Annotated in this window: 17 protein-coding genes and 1 tRNA gene; 14 read left to right on the forward strand and 4 right to left on the reverse strand. The window is 57.5% G+C overall.

Going from position 1 to position 22,523, the window contains the following annotated elements; all coding sequences use genetic code 11:
• Positions 1–573: 573 nt before the first annotated feature.
• Entirely contained in the window at positions 574–1,749 is a 1,176-nt protein-coding gene (locus LAN61_05840) for a response regulator (GenBank protein MBZ5540028.1), read from the reverse strand.
• Positions 1,750–2,713: 964 nt separating this feature from the next.
• Here LAN61_05840 and LAN61_05845 point away from each other — a divergent pair.
• From LAN61_05845 to LAN61_05855, 3 genes are read left to right on the forward strand one after another with little or no spacing between them, the layout of a single operon-like run.
• Positions 2,714–4,822 (forward strand): TonB-dependent receptor, encoded by a 2,109-nt coding sequence (locus LAN61_05845; protein MBZ5540029.1) that lies wholly within the window; start codon positions 2,714–2,716, stop codon positions 4,820–4,822.
• A gap of 21 nt (positions 4,823–4,843) precedes the next feature.
• The gene (locus tag LAN61_05850; protein MBZ5540030.1) at positions 4,844–5,629 is read left to right on the forward strand and encodes a YfiR family protein; all 786 of its coding nucleotides are present in this window, start codon (positions 4,844–4,846) and stop codon (positions 5,627–5,629) included.
• Entirely contained in the window at positions 5,626–8,016 is a 2,391-nt protein-coding gene (locus LAN61_05855; GenBank protein MBZ5540031.1) for a response regulator, read from the forward strand. Before LAN61_05850 ends, LAN61_05855 begins: the two co-directional genes overlap by 4 nt.
• A 337-nt stretch (positions 8,017–8,353) precedes the next feature.
• Here LAN61_05855 and LAN61_05860 read toward each other — a convergent pair.
• Positions 8,354–8,430, reverse strand: a tRNA-Arg gene (locus tag LAN61_05860).
• Positions 8,431–8,937: 507 nt separating this feature from the next.
• Between LAN61_05860 and LAN61_05865 the strand changes: the two genes are divergently transcribed.
• From LAN61_05865 to LAN61_05900, 8 genes are all read left to right on the forward strand, one after another.
• On the forward strand, positions 8,938–9,954 hold the full coding sequence (locus tag LAN61_05865) for a thiamine pyrophosphate-dependent dehydrogenase E1 component subunit alpha (GenBank protein ID MBZ5540032.1): 1,017 nt from the start codon (positions 8,938–8,940) through the stop codon (positions 9,952–9,954).
• A gap of 3 nt (positions 9,955–9,957) precedes the next feature.
• Positions 9,958–10,932, forward strand: a complete 975-nt coding sequence (locus LAN61_05870) for an alpha-ketoacid dehydrogenase subunit beta (protein MBZ5540033.1) — start codon at positions 9,958–9,960, stop codon at positions 10,930–10,932.
• Positions 10,933–11,205: 273 nt separating this feature from the next.
• Positions 11,206–12,105 carry a phenylacetic acid degradation operon negative regulatory protein PaaX gene (locus tag LAN61_05875; protein MBZ5540034.1) on the forward strand — a complete coding sequence of 300 codons (900 nt, stop codon included), beginning with the start codon at positions 11,206–11,208 and terminating at the stop codon, positions 12,103–12,105.
• 144 nt (positions 12,106–12,249) lie between these two features.
• Positions 12,250–14,073, forward strand: coding sequence for an indolepyruvate ferredoxin oxidoreductase subunit alpha (iorA, locus tag LAN61_05880; protein ID MBZ5540035.1), 1,824 nt, complete (start codon positions 12,250–12,252; stop codon positions 14,071–14,073).
• Positions 14,074–14,083: 10 nt separating this feature from the next.
• Positions 14,084–14,932 (forward strand): 2-oxoacid:acceptor oxidoreductase family protein, encoded by an 849-nt coding sequence (locus LAN61_05885; GenBank protein ID MBZ5540036.1) that lies wholly within the window; start codon positions 14,084–14,086, stop codon positions 14,930–14,932.
• A gap of 23 nt (positions 14,933–14,955) precedes the next feature.
• Positions 14,956–16,101 carry a 2-oxoacid:acceptor oxidoreductase subunit alpha gene (locus LAN61_05890; GenBank protein ID MBZ5540037.1) on the forward strand — a complete coding sequence of 382 codons (1,146 nt, stop codon included), beginning with the start codon at positions 14,956–14,958 and terminating at the stop codon, positions 16,099–16,101.
• Positions 16,094–16,912 carry a 2-oxoacid:ferredoxin oxidoreductase subunit beta gene (locus LAN61_05895; protein ID MBZ5540038.1) on the forward strand — a complete coding sequence of 273 codons (819 nt, stop codon included), beginning with the start codon at positions 16,094–16,096 and terminating at the stop codon, positions 16,910–16,912. Before LAN61_05890 ends, LAN61_05895 begins: the two co-directional genes overlap by 8 nt.
• A gap of 6 nt (positions 16,913–16,918) precedes the next feature.
• Complete coding sequence (locus LAN61_05900; protein ID MBZ5540039.1) at positions 16,919–17,488, forward strand: 2-oxoacid:acceptor oxidoreductase family protein; 570 nt, start codon at positions 16,919–16,921, stop codon at positions 17,486–17,488.
• Between the two features lie 62 nt (positions 17,489–17,550).
• Here LAN61_05900 and LAN61_05905 read toward each other — a convergent pair whose 3' ends face one another.
• Both LAN61_05905 and LAN61_05910 read right to left on the reverse strand, forming a co-directional pair.
• Positions 17,551–18,312 carry an enoyl-CoA hydratase/isomerase family protein gene (locus tag LAN61_05905; protein ID MBZ5540040.1) on the reverse strand — a complete coding sequence of 254 codons (762 nt, stop codon included), beginning with the start codon at positions 18,310–18,312 and terminating at the stop codon, positions 17,551–17,553.
• Between the two features lie 55 nt (positions 18,313–18,367).
• Positions 18,368–19,255, reverse strand: coding sequence for a phenylacetic acid degradation operon negative regulatory protein PaaX (locus LAN61_05910; GenBank protein MBZ5540041.1), 888 nt, complete (start codon positions 19,253–19,255; stop codon positions 18,368–18,370).
• A 183-nt stretch (positions 19,256–19,438) separates the two neighbouring features.
• Here LAN61_05910 and LAN61_05915 point away from each other — a divergent pair, with 183 nt between their 5' ends.
• The 3 genes from LAN61_05915 to LAN61_05925 are packed head-to-tail and all read left to right on the forward strand — an operon-like array spanning position 19,439 to position 22,471.
• Positions 19,439–20,368 (forward strand): hypothetical protein, encoded by a 930-nt coding sequence (locus LAN61_05915; protein ID MBZ5540042.1) that lies wholly within the window; start codon positions 19,439–19,441, stop codon positions 20,366–20,368.
• Positions 20,369–20,372: 4 nt separating this feature from the next.
• Positions 20,373–21,389, forward strand: coding sequence for a U32 family peptidase (locus LAN61_05920; GenBank protein MBZ5540043.1), 1,017 nt, complete (start codon positions 20,373–20,375; stop codon positions 21,387–21,389).
• On the forward strand, positions 21,386–22,471 hold the full coding sequence (locus LAN61_05925; GenBank protein MBZ5540044.1) for a hypothetical protein: 1,086 nt from the start codon (positions 21,386–21,388) through the stop codon (positions 22,469–22,471). The genes LAN61_05920 and LAN61_05925 overlap by 4 nt, the downstream gene beginning before the upstream one ends.
• The last annotated feature ends 52 nt before the right edge of the window (positions 22,472–22,523 follow it).

The following is a 22,523-nucleotide window of genomic DNA, read 5'->3' on the forward strand; positions in this document are numbered from 1 at the left end:
CGGCACTGGGCTGCCAGTTCTGCGAAACGGTCCAGAAGTCCCGTTGTGGGAAATGCAAGATTCACTTGGCTACCAGCAGATAGGTTCTCGATAACGCGCTCCTGTTTACAAATCCCGTCCGATCACCATGCGTTCAGAAAACCCTAGAGCGGGGCGGCTTGGAAATGATTGAAATTCCAGGTCGAGGTAGAAGGCTTTTCAGGGTTCGGAATACATGTGATTTTCAAACAGCTCAACTGCCGAGTACGCCGTAATCCGATTGGAACCGAGCCGGGGGCGCAGCCGGTCACCCTCACTTCCCAGACTCGGACTTCTGGCTCGCTTCGCGGCATTCATATCTACGAGTAGCCTTTTATACGTCAACTTGCCGCGGTACTTGAGGTGGTTAGTCCTCATAAACCAGGAAAATATCTATGAGCCACGCGGATTTGCCAGTTTCGAGGAACTCAGGATAATCGAACCCACCAGGAAGTATACGACCGCGAACGCGCAAAGAACTCGAAACCGTTCGTCCATGGGCAGAGAAGCAGCGCGAGAAGTGCCTGCGGCGGAATCTTGTTGCGAGAAAAGCGGCTAGCTGTGCGATGGGGACTCCCGTGAGGTGGACGGCCCCATCGAGCCGCCACCGCGCACCCATGAGGGTAGTGCGGCGATTTGGCGTTGATGGCGAGCTATAGTCAGCCAGGTTTCCGGCGGGATGCCCACGAATGCACTGACGACCTGCGGATCGAACAAGCGTCCTGACGCGTGGCGGATCACACTGAGTCCTGCCTCGAAAGAAAGGGCGCGACGATAAGGCCGGTCGGAAGTGATTGCGTCGAAGGTATCCGCGATGGCGAAGATTCTGGCACTAACGGGAATGTGTTCCACCTTTAGGCCCCGTGGATAGCCACTGCCGTCGCATCGCTCATGGTGATTCAGGATGAGCTCTGCTGCAGCAACGAGAAAAGGGATTTGCTTGACCAGATCATATCCCGTCATCACGTGCTTCTGCATGATTTTTCGCTCTTCCGGGGTGAGGGGTCCTGGTTTGAGAAGAATGCCATCGGGGATCGCGAGTTTTCCGATGTCGTGAAGGTAGGCTCCCATCGCGATATTTCTGAGTTCCAGGTCGGAAAGGCTCAAGGTTTTGGCAATTTCGAGAGAATAACGGCATACGCGCCGTGAGTGGCCCTCGGTTGAGGCATCGCGGAGATCAATGGCTGCGCCGAGCGCTCCCAGCGTGTCCTCATAGCTGCGCTCGATCTGTTGGGTACGTTCGGTGACTATCTCTTCCAGGTGATGGCGATAGCCTTCGACTTCTTGTTCCAGACGCTTTTTTTGCAGGGCGCGCTTGAGACTGGCGATGACCACTTCCTCTTGGAGGGGTTTTACGAGGTAGTCGTCGGCTCCCAACTTCATCGCCTGTATGCCCATCCGCACATCATCCACTCCGGTGGTGACCAGTAAAGCCAGGTAGGAATACTGACGGCGAACCGCAGCCAGAAGCTCCATGCCGGTCATCCCGGGCATGTTGAGGTCCGAGATCACAGCGTCTGGTTTCTCCCTCTGCAAGAGACCGAGCGCTGCTTCACCACTCGACGCCGTTCCACAGGCAAAACCGGCCGCCGACAACAAGGTGGCCAAGAGCTTACAGGCTGCGGGTTCATCATCAACGATCAGGACACGCTCGGCTGGGCAATGATCCAAGGTGGCTTTGTTCGTTGCGTTTTCCGGTCCCGGGGCCATAACTTCGTCAAGGGTGGTCATGCGCGCGACCTCCAATTTGTGGGAAAAGGGCGAGGGACTGTGCTGGGCGCAAGTGTTCGGAACGGGATGTCAGAACTACTGCCAGCAACGGCAAAGCAGCGATCCCGAAGAAGGCCATAGGCCGAAGTGCAGAAGACATACTTGTGGGGAGATGGAGCAATTCTCAAACCACGGGTGTGCTTGTAAAGTGTTCAGAATCAGAGGAAGCTTTGGAGGGGATGTTTCGATCTGGTTCAGTCAAGCAGACTTGGAACAACCTCAGAGTTCGAGGAAACTCTGATAGACCTCTTGATCGCTCTGGATCGCAGTAAATACGTCCTTTTCGCGATTACGCGCGCCAGCGCCAAAATCGCAGCGATTCCCTAGATCAAATTTGAGAGGGCCGGGCCGAAAAGCCGTCGAACATGGTGGGCTTGGCCCAAACGCATCAGTATGGACAGGAACTGTATGCTTTGTGTGTGAAGCCATCATTGAAGCCCCGCGTGTACTACGCATCGCAGCGGGAGTTCGTGTCCCGCTGCAGCGAATTGTCTCCGCCACGTGGAGGCGCTCGCTTCGCTTGCTTCTCGAACGCGCTCAGTGGTCACAAGATCTTAAATTCCCAGTATCAGCGAAAACCTATTATAGCGGTTCAGGTCTCTCCAAACGTTAAGTTTATAATCCGTAATAACCATCGGCCAGAGAAAGGATTGCAGCTCAAGATGGGCGAATCGATGACACTCACACGCTCTCACCGATCCGAGCATGAGGTGGCAGACAGAGTTCGATTCAGGCACACATGGGCGGATTCGGAACAGTCATTAAGGGGTGACTCCGTCATCTCGTGTTGAACCCAGTTAAATTCTTGATTTTACAGCTCAAATTAGCCGCTCCGGAGTGCACTTCGGGCATTTGCGTGCCCAGATACGAGGGCGGAGCAATCGTCATGATGTGCATCAGGAACCAAAGAACTAGCAGGCGGAGGGTGGACCCCGTTCGAGTATCTGACTCAAGGGACCAGAGCCGCATCGCTGTCGGGGCTCCCCATCGCTCCGAAAGCCGACTTTCGCGGCGAATCCGCGCAGCCTACTGGCTTCTCTCGCTCGTGATGCTCTGTGCTGGCTCAGTCGCGGCGCAGAAATCAGGCCAAGTCGACCTGGGCGGACTGAGCATCGAAGATCTTGCGAAGTTGAAGGTGGAGTCGGTTTACGGTGCTTCTAAGTTTCTCGAGAAGGCTGCGGATGCGCCCGCCTCGATAACCGTGGTCACGGCCGAGGAGATCCAGAAACACGGGTATCGGACCCTGGCAGACGTGCTGCGGAGCGTTCGCGGCTTCTACGTGATTAACGACCGCAATTACAGCTATGTAGGGGTACGCGGATTGTCAATGCCAGGGGATTACAACGCGCGCATTCTCTTCCTACTTGATGGCCATCGGGTAAACGACAATATTTTCGATGGAGCTTATGTAGGTACAGAATTCCCGGTCGATGTCGATCTGATTGAGCGCATTGAGATCATTCGGGGACCTAATTCCTCGGTTTATGGCACGGGAGCATTTGTCGCGGTCATCAACGTGATCACAATGCGAGGCCGCGATTTGAACGCCATCGAACTTTCTACCGAAGCCGGAAGCTGGAATTCCTACAAAGGCCGAGTGAGTTACGGCGGCCGTTTTGACAACGGCCTTGAAACGCTCCTCTCCGGCTCTTTCGTCAACAGCCAAGGGCACAGACGACTCTTCTTTCCGGAATTTGACAGCCCTACCACCAACAACGGGATTGCTGAAAACGCCGACGGAGACAAGTCCTACAACATGTTTGCTGACATCATCTACCGGGATTTCAACATCCATGTCGTTCAAGTCTCTCGCACCAAGCACATTCCGACCGCCTCATTCGGCACCGTTTTCAACGATTCACGGACCCGAACCACAGATGCCCGTACTTATGTCGATCTCCAGTACCACCACACGTTTGGATCATGGGAGACGCTGGGACGGGCCTCCTACGATTGGTACGACTATCACGGAATCTACATTTACGACTATGCGGGCAAAGGCATCCCGCCGTACACGGAGAACTACGACGCTGCCAGCGGAAGCTGGTGGGATTTTCAGGGCGATGCTTCCAGAGTCTTTTTCAAACGACATAAGGTCACGCTCGGCACCGAACTCCGCCAGGATATTCAGCAGCAGCAGGTGAACTACGATATCCAGCCTTATTATCTCTACCTTGACGATCACCGTTCTGCCCGGGTCTGGGCATTGTATTTTCAGGACAAGTACTCCATTCGCAAGAACCTGGCCTTGGTGGCGGGCCTGCGCAGCGACTGGCATCAAAAATTTGAAAACACACTGAGTCCACGAGTAGGTCTACTCTTTACGCCAAAGCCGAACACGGACGTCAAGGCGAGCTACAGCTGGGCGTTCCGTGCACCTAACAACTATGAAAGCTTCTATGCCGGCAACAAGAGCAATACACCAAACCCTTCATTGAAACCGGAGAGGATTCGCAGCTGGGAATTGGGCGTCGAGCATCGGTTCGGGAAGACGTATTACGTGTCGGGTGCGGGCTTTTTGAATCGGATTGACGATCTGATCGAGCAGGAAGAGGACCTAGTCACAGACCGCCCTGTCTATACGAATTCAGCCCCAGTGCAAACGAAGGGAATCGAAGTCGAGCTGGGAGCAAAATGGCCGGGCGGTCTGGAAGGTGCAATATCGCATTCCTTACAAGACTCGCGGAACGTAGTGACCGGAGACGTGCTGACTAATTCTCCGAAGCAATTGGCCAAGGTGAATCTCAGCGTTCCTCTGGTGAAGAAGAAGCTCTTTGCCAGCGTCGATGCCCAATACGTGAGCCGGAGAAGAACGATCGCGCAAACAGAATTGGGCGGCTTCTTCATCATAAACCTGACCTTTTTCACCCGCAAAATAACGGAGAAGTTCGACTTTTCCGGCGGTTTCTACAATCTTCTTGATAAGCGGTACGCCGACTCGGGGGGCCTCGAACATGTGCAAACCTCGATTCCTCAAGACGGGCGAAGCTTTCGGATAAAACTGACCTATCGGCCTCATTTGCGTACGAAATAGGAACGGAAAAATATCAGCCACGTGAGCAAAATGCAGCAGCAAAGCAACCCAGTGAACAAGCCGCGCGCACGGCCAGCGGGCAAACTTCCTGCCCGCCCGATACGTGGACTGCTCCGCGTGCCCCTGGTTTTCTGCCTGCTTCTGGTGCAGGTCATGGCTCCCAGGATGGCCGCCGGCCAGGGGGACTACGCGGGTGAGTACGAATTGAAAGCTGCTATGCTCTATAATCTAATGCGCTTCGTTGAATGGCCACCCTCGGCCTACCTCGATCCGCAAGCCCCGATCCTTCTGTGCATCCTTGGGAGAGATCCATTCGGAAGCTCTTTGACATCCATAGTCTCCAAACAAACCCTTAACGGCAGGCCTGTGCTGATTCGCCACCCTCAAAATGGCAAGGAAGTCCGGGGTTGCCACGTCCTCTACATCAGCTCTTCCGAGAGGAAAACCACCGCTCAGATCTTCTCAACTCTGAAAGGATCCAGCGTCCTCACGGTCGGAGAGATGACGCAGTTCGCTGCGCATGGCGGCATGATTCAATTCTCCCTGGAAGATCAACAGGTGCGCTTCGATATCAACCTGAATGCGGCCTCCCAGGCGAAGCTCAAGATCAGCTCAAGGCTGCTGGTGCTGGCGCGAATCATCAAAGACCAAGGGCATGATCCCGATGGCACGGGAGAACTCGCGGCTGCCGCGCCAGTGGCAATGGCAAGCGCCTTCTTCCCGCCATCCGCCGGGCCGGAACATGGGGCAGGTGGCGAGACGTTCGCGAACACTGCAGGTAAGACGCCCGGGAGCCAACAAAAATGAAATTGTTCCGGAATTTGTCGATCCAGCGGAAATTAGCAGCAGTGATCTTAGCGACGAGCTGTTTGGCACTTGCTCTGGCGAGCGTGGGATTTGTGATTTACCAACGTGCCAGCTTTCGCACCACCATGATTAGCGAGCTTTCAACGCTGGCAGACACTCTGGGTGCCAATACGGCTGCGTCACTAATGTTTAACGACCGGAAGTCGGCTCACGACATGCTTGGTGCGCTGGGAGGTGAGAAACATATTATTGCCGCTTGCTTATACGATAACGAAGGAAAGATTTTTACAGAATACCGCCGACCGGAACTCGCAGATTCTTTTGAGATGCCGGCATCGCAGGGAGATGGCGCGCAGTTTGACTCGGAGCATCTGAGGCTGTCACGGAATGTTTCACTCCAGGGGACTAAGGTGGGTTCGATCACCATCATTTCGGATCTTGGTCTGCTTCATACCGCATTTCGGCAATATGCTCGAATTTCCGCGCTCGTTCTCGTGGTGTCAATATTCCTGGCGTTTGTTGTTTCTTCCCAGCTTCTCCGGGTGATCACGGCGCCAATTCTCGAGCTTGCCAGGATTGCCGGCGGGGTTTCCACACAGAAAGACTACTCATTAAGGGCGGTGCCACGGGGAAATGACGAAGTCGGCACGCTTGTAAGCTCATTTAACCAAATGTTAGAGGACATTCAGCAGCGAGATGCTGCCCTGCAGAGTGCGAATGAAGAGCTGGAAAATCGTGTCTTGAAGAGAACAGAAGAGATGCGAAGGGCAAAGGACGCCGCCGAAGAAGCCAGCCGCGTAAAGAGTGAATTCCTGGCCAACATGAGCCATGAGATCCGGACGCCGTTGAACGGCATCATGGGAATGACGGATTTGGCGCTCGGAACAGAAATTACCACGGAACAGCACGAATATTTGGATACGGTCAAACAATCAGCTGATTCACTGCTGGTTGTCATTAACGACATCCTGGACTTTTCCAAGATCGAAGCGGGGAAAGCCGATCTTGAAGTGGTCGACTTCAATCTCCGCAATTGCCTGGAATCTACAATGAAGATGCTCGCCTTCCGTGCAGATGAAAAAGGGCTGGAGCTACTGTGCGAGATAGCTCCGGAAGTTCCGGAGGTGGTGCGGGGAGATTCCAGCCGGCTTCGACAAATTGTGACTAACTTGGTAGGAAACGCCATCAAGTTTACGAATGAAGGTGAAGTGGCGATGAAAGTTGAGGTAAAGTCGCAAGGCGACGACAACCGCACACTGCAATTCACTGTGTCTGACACAGGGATTGGGATTCCCCCGGAGAAGCAAGCTCTAATCTTTGCTCCGTTTTCCCAGGCGGATACCTCGACGACACGGAAGTATGGCGGAACGGGATTAGGCTTGACGATTTCGGCGCGCCTTGTAGAACTGATGGAGGGGAGGATTTGGCTGGAAAGTGAAGTTGGGCGAGGAACTCACTTCTTCTTTACCGTGCAGCTGAAGAGTTCAGAAATGCCAAGCGCGGTTGGAAACATCGCTCCGCCTGAGATCCTGCGCGGGGTAAAGGTCCTGGTCGTAGATGACAACAGCACGAACCGGCGAATTCTGGATGGGATGCTGAGGCGCTGGGAGATGAGGCCGACTCTGGTTGAAGGGGGAGAAGGAGCGCTCGCGGAATTGTCTGCTGCGCGAGAAGCTGTGGAGCCATACGGGCTAATTTTGACGGACATGCATATGCCGAAAATGGATGGTTTTTCCTTGGTAGAGCGGATCCGGCAGAGGCCGGAGCTGGCCACGGCAACGATCATGATGTTGACCTCCGCGGGTCATCGAGGAGATGCGGAGAGGTGCAAACAGTTGGGTGTTGCGGCTTACCTATTGAAACCCATCCGCCAATCGGAATTGCGCGAAGCCATTGCCCAAGTCCTGGGCGCGCGCGAACAGACTGGCGCGATTCCACTGGTCACGCGGTACTCCTTGCAAGATGCGCGCGACCCCATGACGGTCCTGCGAATATTGGCCGCGGAAGACAACCCCGTGAACCAACTGCTGATGATACGTTTGCTTGAGAAGAGAGGACATCGCGTCGTGTTGGCGGTCGATGGGCGACAAGCCATCGAGGCACTCAACCAAGGAAGCTTTGACCTGGTTCTAATGGACGTGCAGATGCCGGAGATGGACGGGCTTGAGGCGACCGCGATCATCCGGGAAAAAGAAAAAAAGACCGGGAAGCACCAACCGATCATCGCCTTGACTGCCCATGCCATGACAGGCGACCGCGATCGATGCCTGGCCGCGGGAATGGATGGTTACCTGACGAAACCCATCCGGCCGCAGGAACTCGATCAGATCCTGGAGAGTTATGTGAATCGGCGGATTTCAGTGCCTGAGGTGCTCAATACCAAGTAGCCTGCAATCTGTGGGCCTCCAGATCCCTACACACTGGGGCACGTAGAAGTTGTGCCGGAGACAAGGGGGCAAGGATTCCCCGGGTGTCGTGGCATAATGTTCGCTACTCGTATTCCACTTGGGCGAATCCGTCTGGCGAGAGCATCAAGGCATTACAAGCGCAGTTGGGGCATACGGATTCGCGACTCACGCTTTCGGTGTATACGCAACCGATGCCGGAAGCGCAGAAGCTGCTGGCATGTAAGATCTCCAGCGTTTTGCTCCGTTCTGCTCCCAAATCCGAAGTGCAACGGGCAGAGGCAGAAGTCGTAATTCCATCATTGGCAAAGGTTGGAAGTGGCGCGCCCGGGGAGACTCGAACTCCCGACCCTCTGCTTAGAAGGCAGACGCTCTTTCCGGCTGAGCTACGGGCGCTCTCCCTTAATTTCTCACATTACAAGCACTTACACCAGAACCTCTTCTGCTTCATAAACCCCCGTTTTCGGTACCTTCGGTACATCTGAAGCCGAAAACAAGTCGCGTAGTTTGAACCCTACCCAATTGCTTCCCCGATTTCCTCGCGGAACTTCACGTTCTGCTTGTAGCCTTTCTCCGTACATTCATGAGCGTTCCAACAAGCGTGCGATCGCCCGGTGGATCGAGAAGTATAATCACGGCCGCCCTCATCGCCGCATGGGGAATCGCACCCGGCGCGAGGCGCTCCTGGTTCTTGCAGCGGTACCGACTTCCGAGGCCCTGACTGTCCAAATTATGGAGGAGCACTACACCCGTCATCCTCTGCGGTTCAATGCGCCTCACTAGCGTCGCGAATTCTTGCGGCTTATACTCCTTGCTTCACGGGACCGGCGGTCTTCTTCCCAGTTTGCTGCTCGCTGCGGCGGACAAAGAAGTCTCCGGTCAACTTGTGCAGGTTAAGGTGCCATGATGCAAATAGTCTCGGGCGAGCTGGGCAGTCGGCTGCTTTACTACATGAAGCTCATGAGGGCATTGGAGCATCGGATTGAAAAGCTTTATCGCCAAGGAAAGATCGTAGGCGGCGTCTTCTTTGGACGCGGTCAGGAAGCGATCTCCGCGGGCAGTGCCATTCTCACCGAGCCCGCCGACGTCGTCTGTCCTTCGCACAGGGATCTGGCGGCGTTCTTGATTCGCGGCATGGAACCGTGGGTGATCGTCGCCCATTATCTGGGGCGGCGCGACGGGCCGACCCGCGGGCGCGACGGCAACACGCACATGGGATCGCTAAAGCACCATATCATTTCCTATATCAGCTCGATGGCGGCCATCGTTCCGGTGGCCAATGGAGTGGCCTTCTCCTTCCAATATCGGAAGCAACCCAATGTCGTGCTTTGCTACTTCGGCGACGGAGCAACGAGCCGGGGAGAATGGCACGAAGCGATGAATTTCGGCGCCGTCTTCAATTTGCCCATCGTCTACATCTGCAATAACAACCAGTATGCGTATTCGACGCCGGTCAGCCGGCAGATGGCGGTTCCACACATTACGGACCGGGCCGCTGGTTATGGTTTCCCCTGTCACCGCGTGGATGGCAACGATGTGCTGGCGGTTCACGAAGCGACCAAGGAAGCGATGGCGCGCGCACGCCGCGGGGAAGGGCCGACGCTGTTGGAGTGCGAAACATTTCGCATGAGCGGGCATTCCGCACATGACGGAGCGGAATACGTGCCCAAGGAACTGTTCGAGCAATGGGCCCGAAAGTGCCCGATTGTTCACTTCGAGAAGGTTCTGCTGGAGGCGTCGGTCCTTTCCCGCGCCGAAATAGAGCAGATCGATCAGCGCGTGGCAGCAGATGTGGAGGAAGCGGTCCGCCGAGCCGAACTGTCTCCTTACCCCGATCCCGCGGAATTGTTGCTAAACGTTTTTGCGGATGGAAGTGAGACGCAATCGCCGGTTGCCATGCCGAAGGCAGAAGGGAACTGAGGTATGTCGGAGCTTACCTATCTGGAGGCAATCCGCGAGGGAATCTGGGAGGAGATGGAGCGAGATGACCGCGTCTTCATGCTGGGCGAGGATATCGGGGCCTATGGGGGGGCCTTCAAACTTTCTGCCGGAATGCTGGAGCGTTTTGGTCCGCGCCGCATTGTAGATACTCCTCTGGCGGAAAATGCTTTTTTGGGAGCGGCCATTGGGGCCGCCATGATGGGGTTGTGTCCCATCGTTGAATTGCAATTTGCGGACTTCATTACCACCGCCTACGACCAGATCGTGAACTATGCCGCCAAAGCACGCTATCGCTGGGGTGCGGGCGTTCCCATGGTGATTCGCGGTCCTTCTGGCGGGGGAGTGCATGGCGGACCATTTCACTCTAATAACCCGGAAATGCCATTTGTGCATACGCCCGGTTTGAAGGTGGTGGTTCCGGCGAGTGCTTGCGACGCCAAGGGACTGATCAAGGCGGCCATCCGTGATCCCGATCCGGTGCTCTTCTTTGAACACAAGCTGCTTTACCGCAGGATTAAGGAAGAGATTCCGCGCGAGGACTTCGTAGTCCCTCTCGGCAAGGCCAGGATTGCGCGTGCGGGCAAAGACGTTTCTGTCATCACCTACGGCGCGATGGTATTTGTTGCCCTGGAAGCGGCGGAGGCGCTGGCGCGGGAAGGCCTGGACGTGGAAGTCATCGATCTTCGCTGCCTCGTTCCACTGGATGAAGCGGCAGTGCTGGCCAGTGTCCGGAAAACCAATCGCGCGATCCTGTTGCACGAGGATACCCGGAATGGCGGGTTTGCCGGAGAGCTCGCTGCCCGGATCGCGCAGCATGCCTTTGCGGATTTGGAAGCGCCGGTGATGCGCGTGACCGCGCCGGATTGCCCCGTGCCCTTCAGCACTCCCCTGGAAGAAGCTTTTCTTCCGCAAGCGAAGGATGTCATCGAGGCCGCACGCCAGCTGAAGGCCTATTAGAGCCATACGCCGGATCAGGAATGCGGTCCTCGCTGGCAGAAACGATCACTGCAACTTGCGAGGCTTCCCGGCCGCTCTTTGGAACCGGCCTGTCTCTTGCCCGCTGCGAGTGCCGCACGTATTACACCGTATGAACTAGAGCTAAGATAATGCTATATTGATTTTAAGAAGCGGAGTTCGGCGCCGCTTCAGCCGGGCCCTTTTTTTTGCAGGCCAAAGAAAGGGGCTATTGGGCTGAAATCGCAGAGGTGAAACTACGTGAAAGCCCGCTCTATGGTGTTTACTCTCTACGGGGATTACATCCGCCACTTTGGGGGCACCATCTGGAGCGGGAGTCTGGTCACCCTCATGGGGGAGTTGGGATTTTCCTCCGGTGCGGTTCGAACGGCGCTGTCGAGGACCTGCCAGCAGGGCTGGCTCAAAGCCGTCCGCGACGGCAAGAATAGCTTCTACAGTCTGACCAAACTTGGGGAAGAGCGCATGGAAGAAGCAGCCCGGCGAATCTTTCATCCGCGCTCGGGCGTTTGGGATGGGCAATGGACCGTCATCACCTATGGCCAGCCGGAAACAAAGTCGGCGCAGCGCGGGCGCTTGCGGGGCGAACTGCAGTGGCTGGGATTCGGCCGTTTGATTCCGGGAGTGTGGATATCGCCCAATCCGCTCGGGCGGATTGCCCTGAACCACCTTCGCTTACAGGGGATGAAGGCCTCCGTAGAGGTCTTCACCGCCCGGCACATTGGCAATGCCAGCAGCGAAGAACTGGTGCGGCGATGCTGGGACATTTCGGCGATCAACCGCAGCTACGAACAGTTCATCCGAACCTGGCAGCCGCGCTGGAAGGCCTGCCAGGGGGAGGTGGCTCGCGGCGCTTCCGTGTCCAATCGGATCTGCTTTGCGGACAAGACCTGGCTGGTGCACGAGTATCGCAAATTTCTGTTCATAGACCCCGGCTTGCCTGCCGAATTGCTGCCCAAAGCATGGGCCGGAGCTGCTGCCTGGCGCCTGTTCCGGGACTACTACCAACTTCTCGTCGACGGGGCCCTTGGTTTTTTTGAGCAGGTCTATAAAGCGCCCTCCGAAACCCGCTGGGATGCCACACAGGCACGCCTGCGGGCCCTCCAGAACCCATTTGAAACCTCCTGGGAAAAAGCAGAAACCGTGTCCGTACGCTGAGCAGGCTGCGATGTTCTGGAAAAGGCTGGAGAGTGAATTTGTACTTGACAAGGGGGATGCTCTGCGCGAAAGTATGTTACAGAAATATAAGTACAAATAGAAAAGTGTAATATACTAAACGCTCTTCTCGGGGAATGTCAGGCGATGGCGACCACGACTTTGACACCGGCTAAAGAGCTGCTTTCCGGCAACGAGGCCATAGCGCGGGGAGCCCTGGAAAACGGAATCCGCGTGGCTACCGGCTATCCCGGGACGCCCAGCACGGAGATTCTGGAAACCCTGGCGCGGTACGATACGGAACACTACGTCTCCTGGTCGCCGAACGAGAAGGTGGCGCTGGATGTCGGGGTAGGCGGCGCTTTGGCAGGCTCCCGGACACTGGTCACCATGAAGCATGTGGGCCTGAACGTGGCTGCGGACACCCTGATGAGCGTAGCGTACACCGGGGTGCGCGCCGCCCTGGTCATCGTCACGGCGGACGACCCCGGCGTGCATAGTTCCCAGAACGAGCAGGACAACCGCATTTATGCCCGGTTTGCGGAAATCCCCTTGCTGGAACCCTCCGACAGTCAGGAAGCCAAAGATTTTGTGCAGCAGGCCTGCGAGATTAGCGAGCGCTTTGATACTCCCGTGCTGTTGCGCAGCACCACGCGACTCTCTCACACCAAGGGGATGGTTACTCTGGGACCGATCGCACCTCCCGCGGTACTCGGCTATGAGCGGAATCTCGCCAAAAACGTGCTGGTACCCAGCAATGCGCGGGTCCGGCACGAAAAGGTGCTGGAGCGAGCGGCGCGCTTGCGCGAGTTTGCCGAAGAGAGTTCGTTGAACCGCTGGGAGCGGGGTGGCAACGCCGTGGGCGTGATCACCAGCGGCATGGCCTACCAGTACGTCAAGGAGGTTTTGCCGGAGGCCAGTATTCTCAAACTCGGACTCATCCACCCGCTGCCGCTCGATCTTCTGCGGAAGTTTGCCGGCAGCGTGCAGCGCCTGCTGGTCGTGGAAGAGCTGGAACCGGTCATTGAAGAGCAATTGAAGGCCGCCGGCATCGCGGTGGAAGGGAAAGAGTTTTTCCCGCGCCTGGGTGAGTTCAGTCCGGAACGCGTGCGCCAGGGATTTCAGAAGGCCGGCGTGCTCCCTAGCCCCCCCAGAAATGCGGAACCGGAGAAGAGCCTGGCGGTGCAGGAAAATCTGTTCCGGCCTCCGGCTCTGTGTCCCGGCTGTCCGCATACCGTGCCGTATCTGGTTTTGAAAAAGCTGAATGCGCTGGTGGTCGGCGATATCGGGTGTTACACGCTGGCGGTTTACGAACCTCTGGCCGCCATCGAGACTACTTTGGCGATGGGTTGCAGCATCGGCATGGCCGTGGGTCTGCAAAAAGGCGGGGATGGTGCCCGGCCGATCGTGGCCACGATCGGCGATTCCACGTTTTTTCACTCGGGCATCCCTCCTCTGATCGATGCGCTCTACAACAACGCCAGGATTACCGTTCTCATTCTCGACAATCAGACCACGGCCATGACCGGTGGCCAGGAGCATCCGGGAACGGGCAAGAACATTCGGGGAGAAAAGGTCCGTACCATCGAGATTGCCAAGCTCTGCAAAGCGCTGGGTGTGGAACACGTCCAGGTGGTGGACCCTTACGATGTCGCAACCGTCTACCGTACATTGAAATCAGCCATCAACCATGACGGCGTTTCCGTGGTCATCACCAATCGTCCGTGTGTGGTATCTCCGGTAACCATACGAACCATACCGTATGCCGTGAATGCGAAAGACTGCGATGCCTGTCAGATCTGCATGAATCTCGGCTGCCCGGCGATCGTCTGGACCGAAGAGATCTACCAAGGGCAGCACAAGGTGACGATTGACGCGCGGACCTGCATGGGCTGCGCGGTCTGTGCGTTGCTGTGTCCCACCGAAGCCATTGTGGCCCTTGCGAATGATCCGGCACGGCGCGCCGTCTGAGCAGGAGAGTATGGAAAGCCCGGCAACACAAAACGTGCTCATCGTAGGCGTCGGAGGCCAGGGAGTTCTGCTGGCCAGCGACATCCTGGGAACCGTCTGTCTGGGGCGCGGTTATCAGGTCAAGAAGAGCGAAGTGCACGGCATGGCCAAGCGGGGTGGTGTGGTTTACAGCCATGTCCGCTACGGCACCCAAGTCCTTTCTCCGACGATCGAACCGGGTACCAGCGATGTGCTTTTGGCTTTCGAGCCGGCCGAAGCCCTGCGCTGGAGCAAGTACGTAAAGCCGACCGGCACGGTGATCGTAAACACCCAGAAGCGCATCCCCCCGGCCGCTTGTCAGGATCGCCGTCCCGACGCGCTCACGCGCTACCCGCGAGGGATTGAACAGACGCTGCGAAGCCAGATTGAGGATGTGCGGCGGTTCGATGCGGAATCGCTGGCCTTCGAATTGGGCGACCTCCGGATGTGCAATACCGTGCTTCTTGGCGCGCTCTCCCGGGTTTGCGAATTTTCCGCCGAGGAATGGCTTTCCGCCATTGAAAAAAGCGTAAAGCCAAAAACCGCGGAAATGAACCGGCGCGCGTTCCTGGCTGGCCGCAGCGTGGAGTTTCCCTGTGCCGGGGAGCCGCAAGCCGAGGAGCCGCTCTTCGAGAGAAGGGAAGCGGCCCACGCCGAAGCTCCGTTCATTGAAATTCGGCAGAATTGGTGCAAGGGATGCGAAATCTGCGTGCGCATCTGCCCGCAGAACTGTCTGGCAATGAACGGCAGTAAACTTGCGGAAGTGGTCAAGGCCGAAACCTGTATCCGGTGCATGCTTTGTGAATGGTTATGCCCGGATCTGGCGGTCAGCGTCCACTAGTCACCGAGAGTCCCATGGAGAAGATGACCAAACCAGTTCAATTGCTGCAGGGGAACATGGCTTGTGCGCGGGCGGCGATCGCCGCGGGATGCCGCTTCTATGGCGGCTACCCCATCAGTCCTTCCTCGGAAATCGCGGAAACCATGGCCAAGCTTCTCCCGCGGGCGGGCGGCAAGTTCATTCAAATGGAAGATGAGATTGCTTCCCTGGCCGCGGTCATCGGCGCGTCCCTGGCGGGCATGAAGGCCATGACGGCCACCAGCGGTCCGGGGTTTTCCCTGATGCAGGAGCATATTGGTTTTGCCTGCTATACCGAAGTGCCTTGTGTTGTGGTGGACGTGATGCGGGGCGGCCCGAGCACCGGATTGCCCACCTCTCCTTCCCAGGCCGATGTCATGCAGGCGCGCTGGGGGACGCACGGCGACCATCCGGCAATCGCCCTGTGCGCCAGCTCGCCCAGCGAAGTCTACGAACTCACCGTGCGCGCATTCAATCTGGCCGAGCGGCTGCGCACGCCGGTGATCTTGCTCCTCGATGAAGTCGTAGCGCACATGTACGAGAAGGTGGACCTGGGCCGCCTGGCCGGGCTTCCCGTGGAAAATCGCAGGAAACCAAACGGCTCGCCGGGGAAGCTGGAAGCCTATGCCGCCGGAGAGGATGGAGTACCAACGATGGCGCCTTTTGGAGAGGGCTATCGTTACCATGTGACCGGCCTGGCCCACGACTCGCGGGGATATCCGACGCAGGATCCCGCAATTGTGGAGACGACGCAAAGGCGCTTGCAGCTGAAAGTGGACCGCTGCCGCAAGGAGATTGTCAGCTACGAGCTCCTGCAGTGCGAGGATGCCGAGGTAATCGTCTTTGCTTACGGAATTGTGGCCGCGGCGGCGCGACAGGCGGTGCGGCAGGCGCGGGAACGGGGGATTCGGGCGGGATTGTTTCGCGCCATCACCTTGTGGCCGTTTCCGGGGGAAGAGTTAGTCGCCGCGGTGAAGCCCGCCACCCGCATCGTGGTGGCGGAAATGAATCTGGGGCAAATGGCGGGAGAAGTGGAGCGGGCGGTAGGAAAGAAGAAGGCGGTCAAGACCTGCTTGAAGGCGAACGGAGAAGCCATCACCCCCGATGAGATTTTTTCCGCACTGCAAGCCGAGGATGCCTGCCATGTTTGATATTCAAAAGTACCTGCGGTTGGAAATGTTCCCGCACATGCTCTGTCCGGGATGCGGACACGGCATTGTACTGGGAGCTCTGTTGCGGGCCATCGACTCCCTGAAGCTCAGTCAGGATGAAGTCGTGGTCGTTTCCGGGATTGGCTGTTCCAGCCGGCTCTCCGGCTATGTGGACTTTGATACCCTGCACACGACGCACGGGAGGCCCCTGGCGTTTGCCACGGGCATCAAGATGGCGCGGCCGGAGCTCACCGTGATTGTCATCACGGGGGACGGCGACGGCTTGTCTATTGGCGGCAACCACCTGATCCATGCGGCCCGGCGGAATGTGGGTCTGACTTGCCTGCTTCTGAACAATGAAATCTACGGAATGACGGGCGGTCAGGCTGCACCCACAACCCCCCAGGGAAAGAACAGTACTACGGGTCCAACGAGTCCCTTTGAGACTCCCTTTGATTCCTGCCGGCTGGTGGAGGCGGCGGGAGCCAGTTTTGTGGCGCGGGGCATCACCTATGAGCCGACTACACTGGAAAAACTGATCGTCGCCGCCATTCAGAATCCGGGGTTCTCTTTCCTGGAAATCATCAGCGACTGTCCGGAATTCTTCGGGCGCTTCAACCGGATGGGCAACCCGGCGGATCAAATTCTCGCCCAGAAGCAGAACGTCGTGGATGCCAAGACCGCGGCCACTCTGCCTCCGGAGAGACTCAAAGGAAAAATGCTGACGGGCATCCTGCATCACGAACCCCGGCCCGAATATGCGGCGAGTTACCAGGAGAGCTTCGCGCATCTGGGCGCACAGGCCCGGTGAGGGGATATGGATCGCTACGAAATTCGACTGAGTGGAGAAGGCGGACAAGGTCTGGTCCTGGCGGGGGCCATACTGGCCCAAGCAATGGGCATCCATTGCGGCAAGCATGTGGCTTATACCCAGTCGTACGGGCCGGAGTCCCGTGGTGGAGGCTGCCGCTCCGATCTGGTCATCAGCGATCAGCCCATTGATTATCCGATCTGCTCGCAACTGGACTTGCTTTTATGCCTGACGCAGAAGGCCTGCGACAAATATTGGGTCCAGCTCAAGAAAGGCGGGTTGCTCATCGTTGATTCGACGCGGGTGACCCGCTTGCCCTCCGGTTCGTTCGAAGTGGCCAGTGTCCCCATCTTGCAGACGGCCAGTGTCACGCTGGGGCGGGAAGTCGTGGCCAACATGGTATGCCTCGGCGTGATCGCCAATCTTTCCGGCCTCATCCCCCGCGAGGCGCTCCAGAAAGCTCTTCTGGAAAGAATTCCCAAAGGGACCGAACAGATCAATCAGCGCGCGTTGGAAGCGGGATATGGACTAACCGGTGCTCTTACCCCCGCGCTGACACACGCACCTCTCCCGTAGTTCCGCCGGCCAAGATCGCCCTCCGTATTTACCGCGCGGCCCTCCCCCTCTTAATACCGCTCTTAATAGCGGGGCTCCCTTTTTTCGCGTTGCGCCAGCATGGCCTCTTTGTGGTTTTCCGAGGATACCGCCGCGATCTGGCTGATCATGTACTCTTCCAGAAAAGAGGCCCAGTCCAGTTTGAATGCCAGGTCGAGGAGCCGCTTGGACTGCCGCTGCCCTTCCGAGGCCGCCCGCAGGTAGACTTCCGTGATTTCCTCCACGCGGCGCTTGAAATCGGCGTCGGGAACCAGATAATCCACCAGGCCCATGGTATGCGCTTCTCTTGCGTCAATGAAATCACCGGACAGGATGATGCGTTTGGCTCGTCCCAGGCCGATATAACGGGCCAGGCGATAGGTCCCCATTCCGGGAACGAGGCATTCCTTGACGGCCGTCAAGGCAAACTTCGTGTTCTCGGTAACAATTCGGATGTCGCTGGCCAGGGCCACCTGCATGCCGCCGCCGATGCAGTAACCGTGGATCGCGCTGATCACGATCTTATCCAGCAATTCCAAGGAGCGCAGGGCGCGCTCGACATCGCGAAACCACTCCAGGGGAAACCCGCCTTGCGAGAGAACCTTCAGGTCGATCCCGCTGGAAAATCCCCGTCCGGTTCCGGAAATGACCAGGACCCGCACTTGCTTCTCGCGGGCCAGCGCTTCCGTAATCTTCAGGAAATCCTGTGGCCAGGGTACGTTCATGGCATTGATGACTTCCGGACGATTGAAGGTTAGCTGCGCGACAGCGCCTTCAATCTTGCAGTGCATGGTGGTCAGTTCCATCGTCTGTCACTCCTCGTGGTTTTTAGCTTTCCTGTAAGTTCTCGGCAGGCCTGCGCTAGGTCAGTTCGAGCACACGATGCATAACCCTCTCGTGCCCCTTGCGCTTTTCCGCTTCCGTGTGAGGTGGACCTTGAAAATTCTCTTCGAAAAAGGCTAGAGCCCGTTCGGCCAGCAGGAAGTAACAGTCGCGAAAGACCCGCCAAGCGTCGTTGGCCAGCCAGCCTTCGGGCAGAAGTTCCGAAGGCAGTCCCGGGTCCAGATAGAGGAATCTGCCATATTCATAGAGCAGCCGCATTTTGGAAGCGAAACACACATTGTCGGAGGGCGGGTGACCGGCGTTGAAGCGCGATTGGTAAGACCGCCACACGGGCTTCCACGCTCTGATGAAGTCGCGGTGGCACGCCTGCACGGCGCTCAGATCCCAGCATCTGGCGACCAGATCCGTGCCGGCCTGCGAGTTGACGTGTCGTGCTCGAAACAGGTTGACGTACTTATCGAGACGCCGCTCCGCGAGATGCTTGAGGGTAAGCTCCACCGCGGGTTTCGGTATGATCCAGCTGGCCGGGGTTAGCGAACCAAAGCCCAGCCAGATCAATTCCCGCCGCAGCCGCTCGCGATGCTGGCGCAGCTTTTCCGGCAGCGAATAGCTCAGGATTGTCCACTGGCCATCCCACTTCTCGGCCCGGGGAGCAAAAATCCGGGGGGCGGCTTCTTCCACCCGGTCCCGGCCCATTTGCGTCAGCGCATAGTAGCTCTTCTTGTCAAACACGGAACGCTCCAGCCAATCCTGCTGGGCCAGGCGGCAGAGGGCGGCACGTACGGCCACCGCAGAAAATCCCATCTCTTCGCAGAGCCGCAGCAGGCTCCGCACGTGGATGGCGCCGCCGTAATGCTGGACGTAATCGAGATAGATCTCAAAAACAGCCCTGCGCGCCTTCACCATGACTCTCCTTCAACGCGTGCAACACCAGCCGGCATTCCAGCTCCCGCGTGCCTCGCAGCATTCCAGTACCGGCACCGCAGAGAAGCTCCTTGACACGAAATGCTCGGAATTATATCGTTGCATTCCTCCACGTGTACACATAAAGTTTGTAACAAATTTGAGCAGGCTTGTGGGTGTGAAACGATGGAGTGGGCCATCCACCTCGGCGACGGCAGTCGGGCGAAAGATTGGGGCGAACTTTTCCCTGGCCGGCCCCCGCGCTCGTGGGAATCTCCGCTACTGGAGTCTCCAGCAGCTGTTGCCCAATTGCTGGAGCGGGTGGCCGGCCGAATTTCCCCGCGGCGCGCCTATGTCGGGAACGAATTCTGCCAGAGCTTGATTCCCACGCCGGAGCATCTTTCCCGGATTTGCCGCACTCTCTGGAAGTCGGGCGTGGACATAACCTTTCTGACCCCTCCGGTCACGGATGAAGGCCTGAATAAATTGCGAATTTTATTTTCCTGGCTGGTCCGGCAGGAACACCCCATCGAAGTTGTCTTCAACGACTGGGGCGCGCTGGAGCTGCTGCATCAGGAATTTCAAAAGCTGGACCCCGTTCGCGGCCGCCTCCTGAACAAAATTCTGCGCGATCCTCGTGTTACTCCTCTGTACAATTCGCCGGCTGCACCTGCGGGGATACGAGCCGCTTTGCAGCCAGGCAGTCTCGATACGCCGTTTCTGCAGCACTTGATGAGCCGGTACGGAGTACGAACCGTGGAGTTGGACATCCTGGTGCTCAGCCCGGATGCGGACTTTCGCCACCTGCCCTTTGCAGTGTCTTTCTACTTTCCTTACGGTTTTGTTACGACAGGGCGGCAATGCATGACGGGTTCGCTCCGCCTGAAGACTGCCGGGCGATTTCAGCCCGGCCTCTCCTGCCAGCGTGAGTGCCGGCTGTACCTCACGGAACATCGGTTTTCCGGTACCACGCTGGAGACCAATGGAACATTGTTTTTTCAGCGCGGAAACACGTTTTTTTATTGCCCCCAGCCAGATGTGCTCGAGAATTTCTTGGAACGGGCTGAGAAAAATGGGGTGAGCCGTGTGGTGTATGAACCTGGCTTGCCCATGTGAGTGGATGATGAAAATCCTGGCGCCTTTGAATTCCCCTGACGAGACGCAGATGCTCCTGGCCAACGGCGCCGAGGAGCTCTATTGCGGACTGGTGCCCGAGGAATGGGTGGCCCGCAACACCGGTGCCCTCTGGTTGAACCGGCGCAGCCCGGCGGGTGGCAACCTGCGCAGTTTTTCCGATCTCGCGCGAGTGGTTGAAGAGGCCCATGCGTGGTCCGTTCCCGTCTTCGTGACTCTGAACGCGCAGGGCTACACGGCGGGACAATTGCCCCAGGTCCTGGAGCTGGCCCGCCGTTATGTCGAAGAAGCCCGCGTCGATGCTTTGATCGTGTCCGATCCGGCACTAATCGTGGCCTTGGCAGAAGAGAGCCTGGCCTGTGCCCTGCATCTCAGCTCTATTGCTGCGTCCTTGAATGTGGGAGCCATCCGCTTCTTCCGCTCCTTGGGTATCCGCCGTGTCATTCTGCCGCGTTCTGTGACCTTGGGGGAAATCAGGCAAATGTCCTCCAGTGTCGGTCCGGAAGTTGAGCTCGAAGCATTTATTCTGAACGATGGATGCATTTTCGAGGAAGGGAACTGCCTCACCACGCATCATCACTCCGTCGGCGCATTCTGCACCGGCCTGGCCCGGATGGATTCTCGGCCGGTAAAGATTTCCGGAGCCCCCTGGCTTCCCGGGGAGAAGGAAATCGTCGACGCGCTCCTCGAAGAGTTTCATCAGCAAATCCATATGCTTACCAATGCCGATGCCACCCAGGCAGCAGGACTCCCCGGGCCCTGCGGGCTATGTGCGATTCCCTTCTTTCAGCGTGCCGGTATCTCCTCTCTCAAGATTGTCGGACGCGAAGCCTCCGCCTTGCGAAAGTTGATGAGCCTGAAACTGGTGCGGGCCGTTGTAGATAAGGTGCGGCGCGGGATTCCCGAAGCGGCCGTGCAGCAATATGCGCAGGCCCTTCGCGGCGGAGCGTCAGCGTGCGTCCCAGGCAAAATGTGCTATTACGACCTTGGAGAAACTGCATGAAAAGGGGAACTGGAGACTATTCAACGGTGTTTGCCTTGCTGGCGGTGATGCTCACGTTCTTCTTCGTCTCCGCGGGGACGCCGGCGCAAGCGCAAGGACCGGAGTTGTACGCGGTCGCCATGCATCCTCGCTCCCTGCTCCTGTTCGACGGCAGCCGCGATGAAATTATCGGGGAGATCCAGACTCGCGGGCGCAATCCGAGAGAGGTTGTCCCGTCCCCGGATGGCAGGTTTGTGTATACGACCACAGAAGGGCGATCCCAGTTGGAGGTGATCGATCTGCAGACTCGCAAAGTGGAGCGGGTTTTCAACCTCGCGCCTCCAGGTTACCGGCTGACGATTTATGGAGTAGCGATCAACAGCAAGGGAGACCGGTTGTACCTGCACGTCAAACTGGTGCGCGAACTGGTGGACGAGTACAAAGTGGATCCTCCCCAGATCTGGTCGCTGGACGTGCATACGGGAAAGAGCGAGAAAATCGTGGAAGTGCCGCAGGGCGTGGCCGCGCTGGTCATGACAAGAGACGGACGGCGCCTCATCGCGTGGGGGCGCGATCTCTATTACATTGATCTGGCCCAGGGCCGCATCATGGAAACAGTTCCTTTGTTCAACCGCAATCTGCCCGGCCAGGGACCGCTCGACACCCTGCCGCTGTTCATTGAATATGCGCGCAGCGGCGTCCTGAGCTGCCCGTATTACACGACGGATCCGATTCTCAAGAAGACTCTTTTTGGTTTGGCAAACCTCGATCTGAACACCGGCAAGTTGGATCTGGTAGAACTGGGCCCGGCCATCCCGCTCTATTCGAGCGTGGTGTCTGGGGACCGCCAGCGGGCCTACGGGGTGATGAACCAGTTGGTGGCGGTGGACTTGCCTGCAGGAAGAGTCCTGAATGTGCAGGATCTGGAGCGCACCCAGTACATCACCAATATCAGCCGGGACGGCAAGAAACTCTATGTTTCCGGTGCATCCTATTTCATCCATGTCTACGATACCGGGACATTGAAGTTGATCAAGACAATTAAACTGTCCGGTGATGCCAGCATCGCTTTCAGCGCCATACCAGCGGCCGCGGTGCATTGATGCGCGGCGTTTTCATCCTGGAAAGAAAGCCGCGGGGGAAAGAAGTAATAAA

Source organism: Terriglobia bacterium, from assembly GCA_020072785.1.
Taxonomy (GTDB): Bacteria; Acidobacteriota; Terriglobia; order Acidiferrales; family UBA7541; genus Acidiferrum.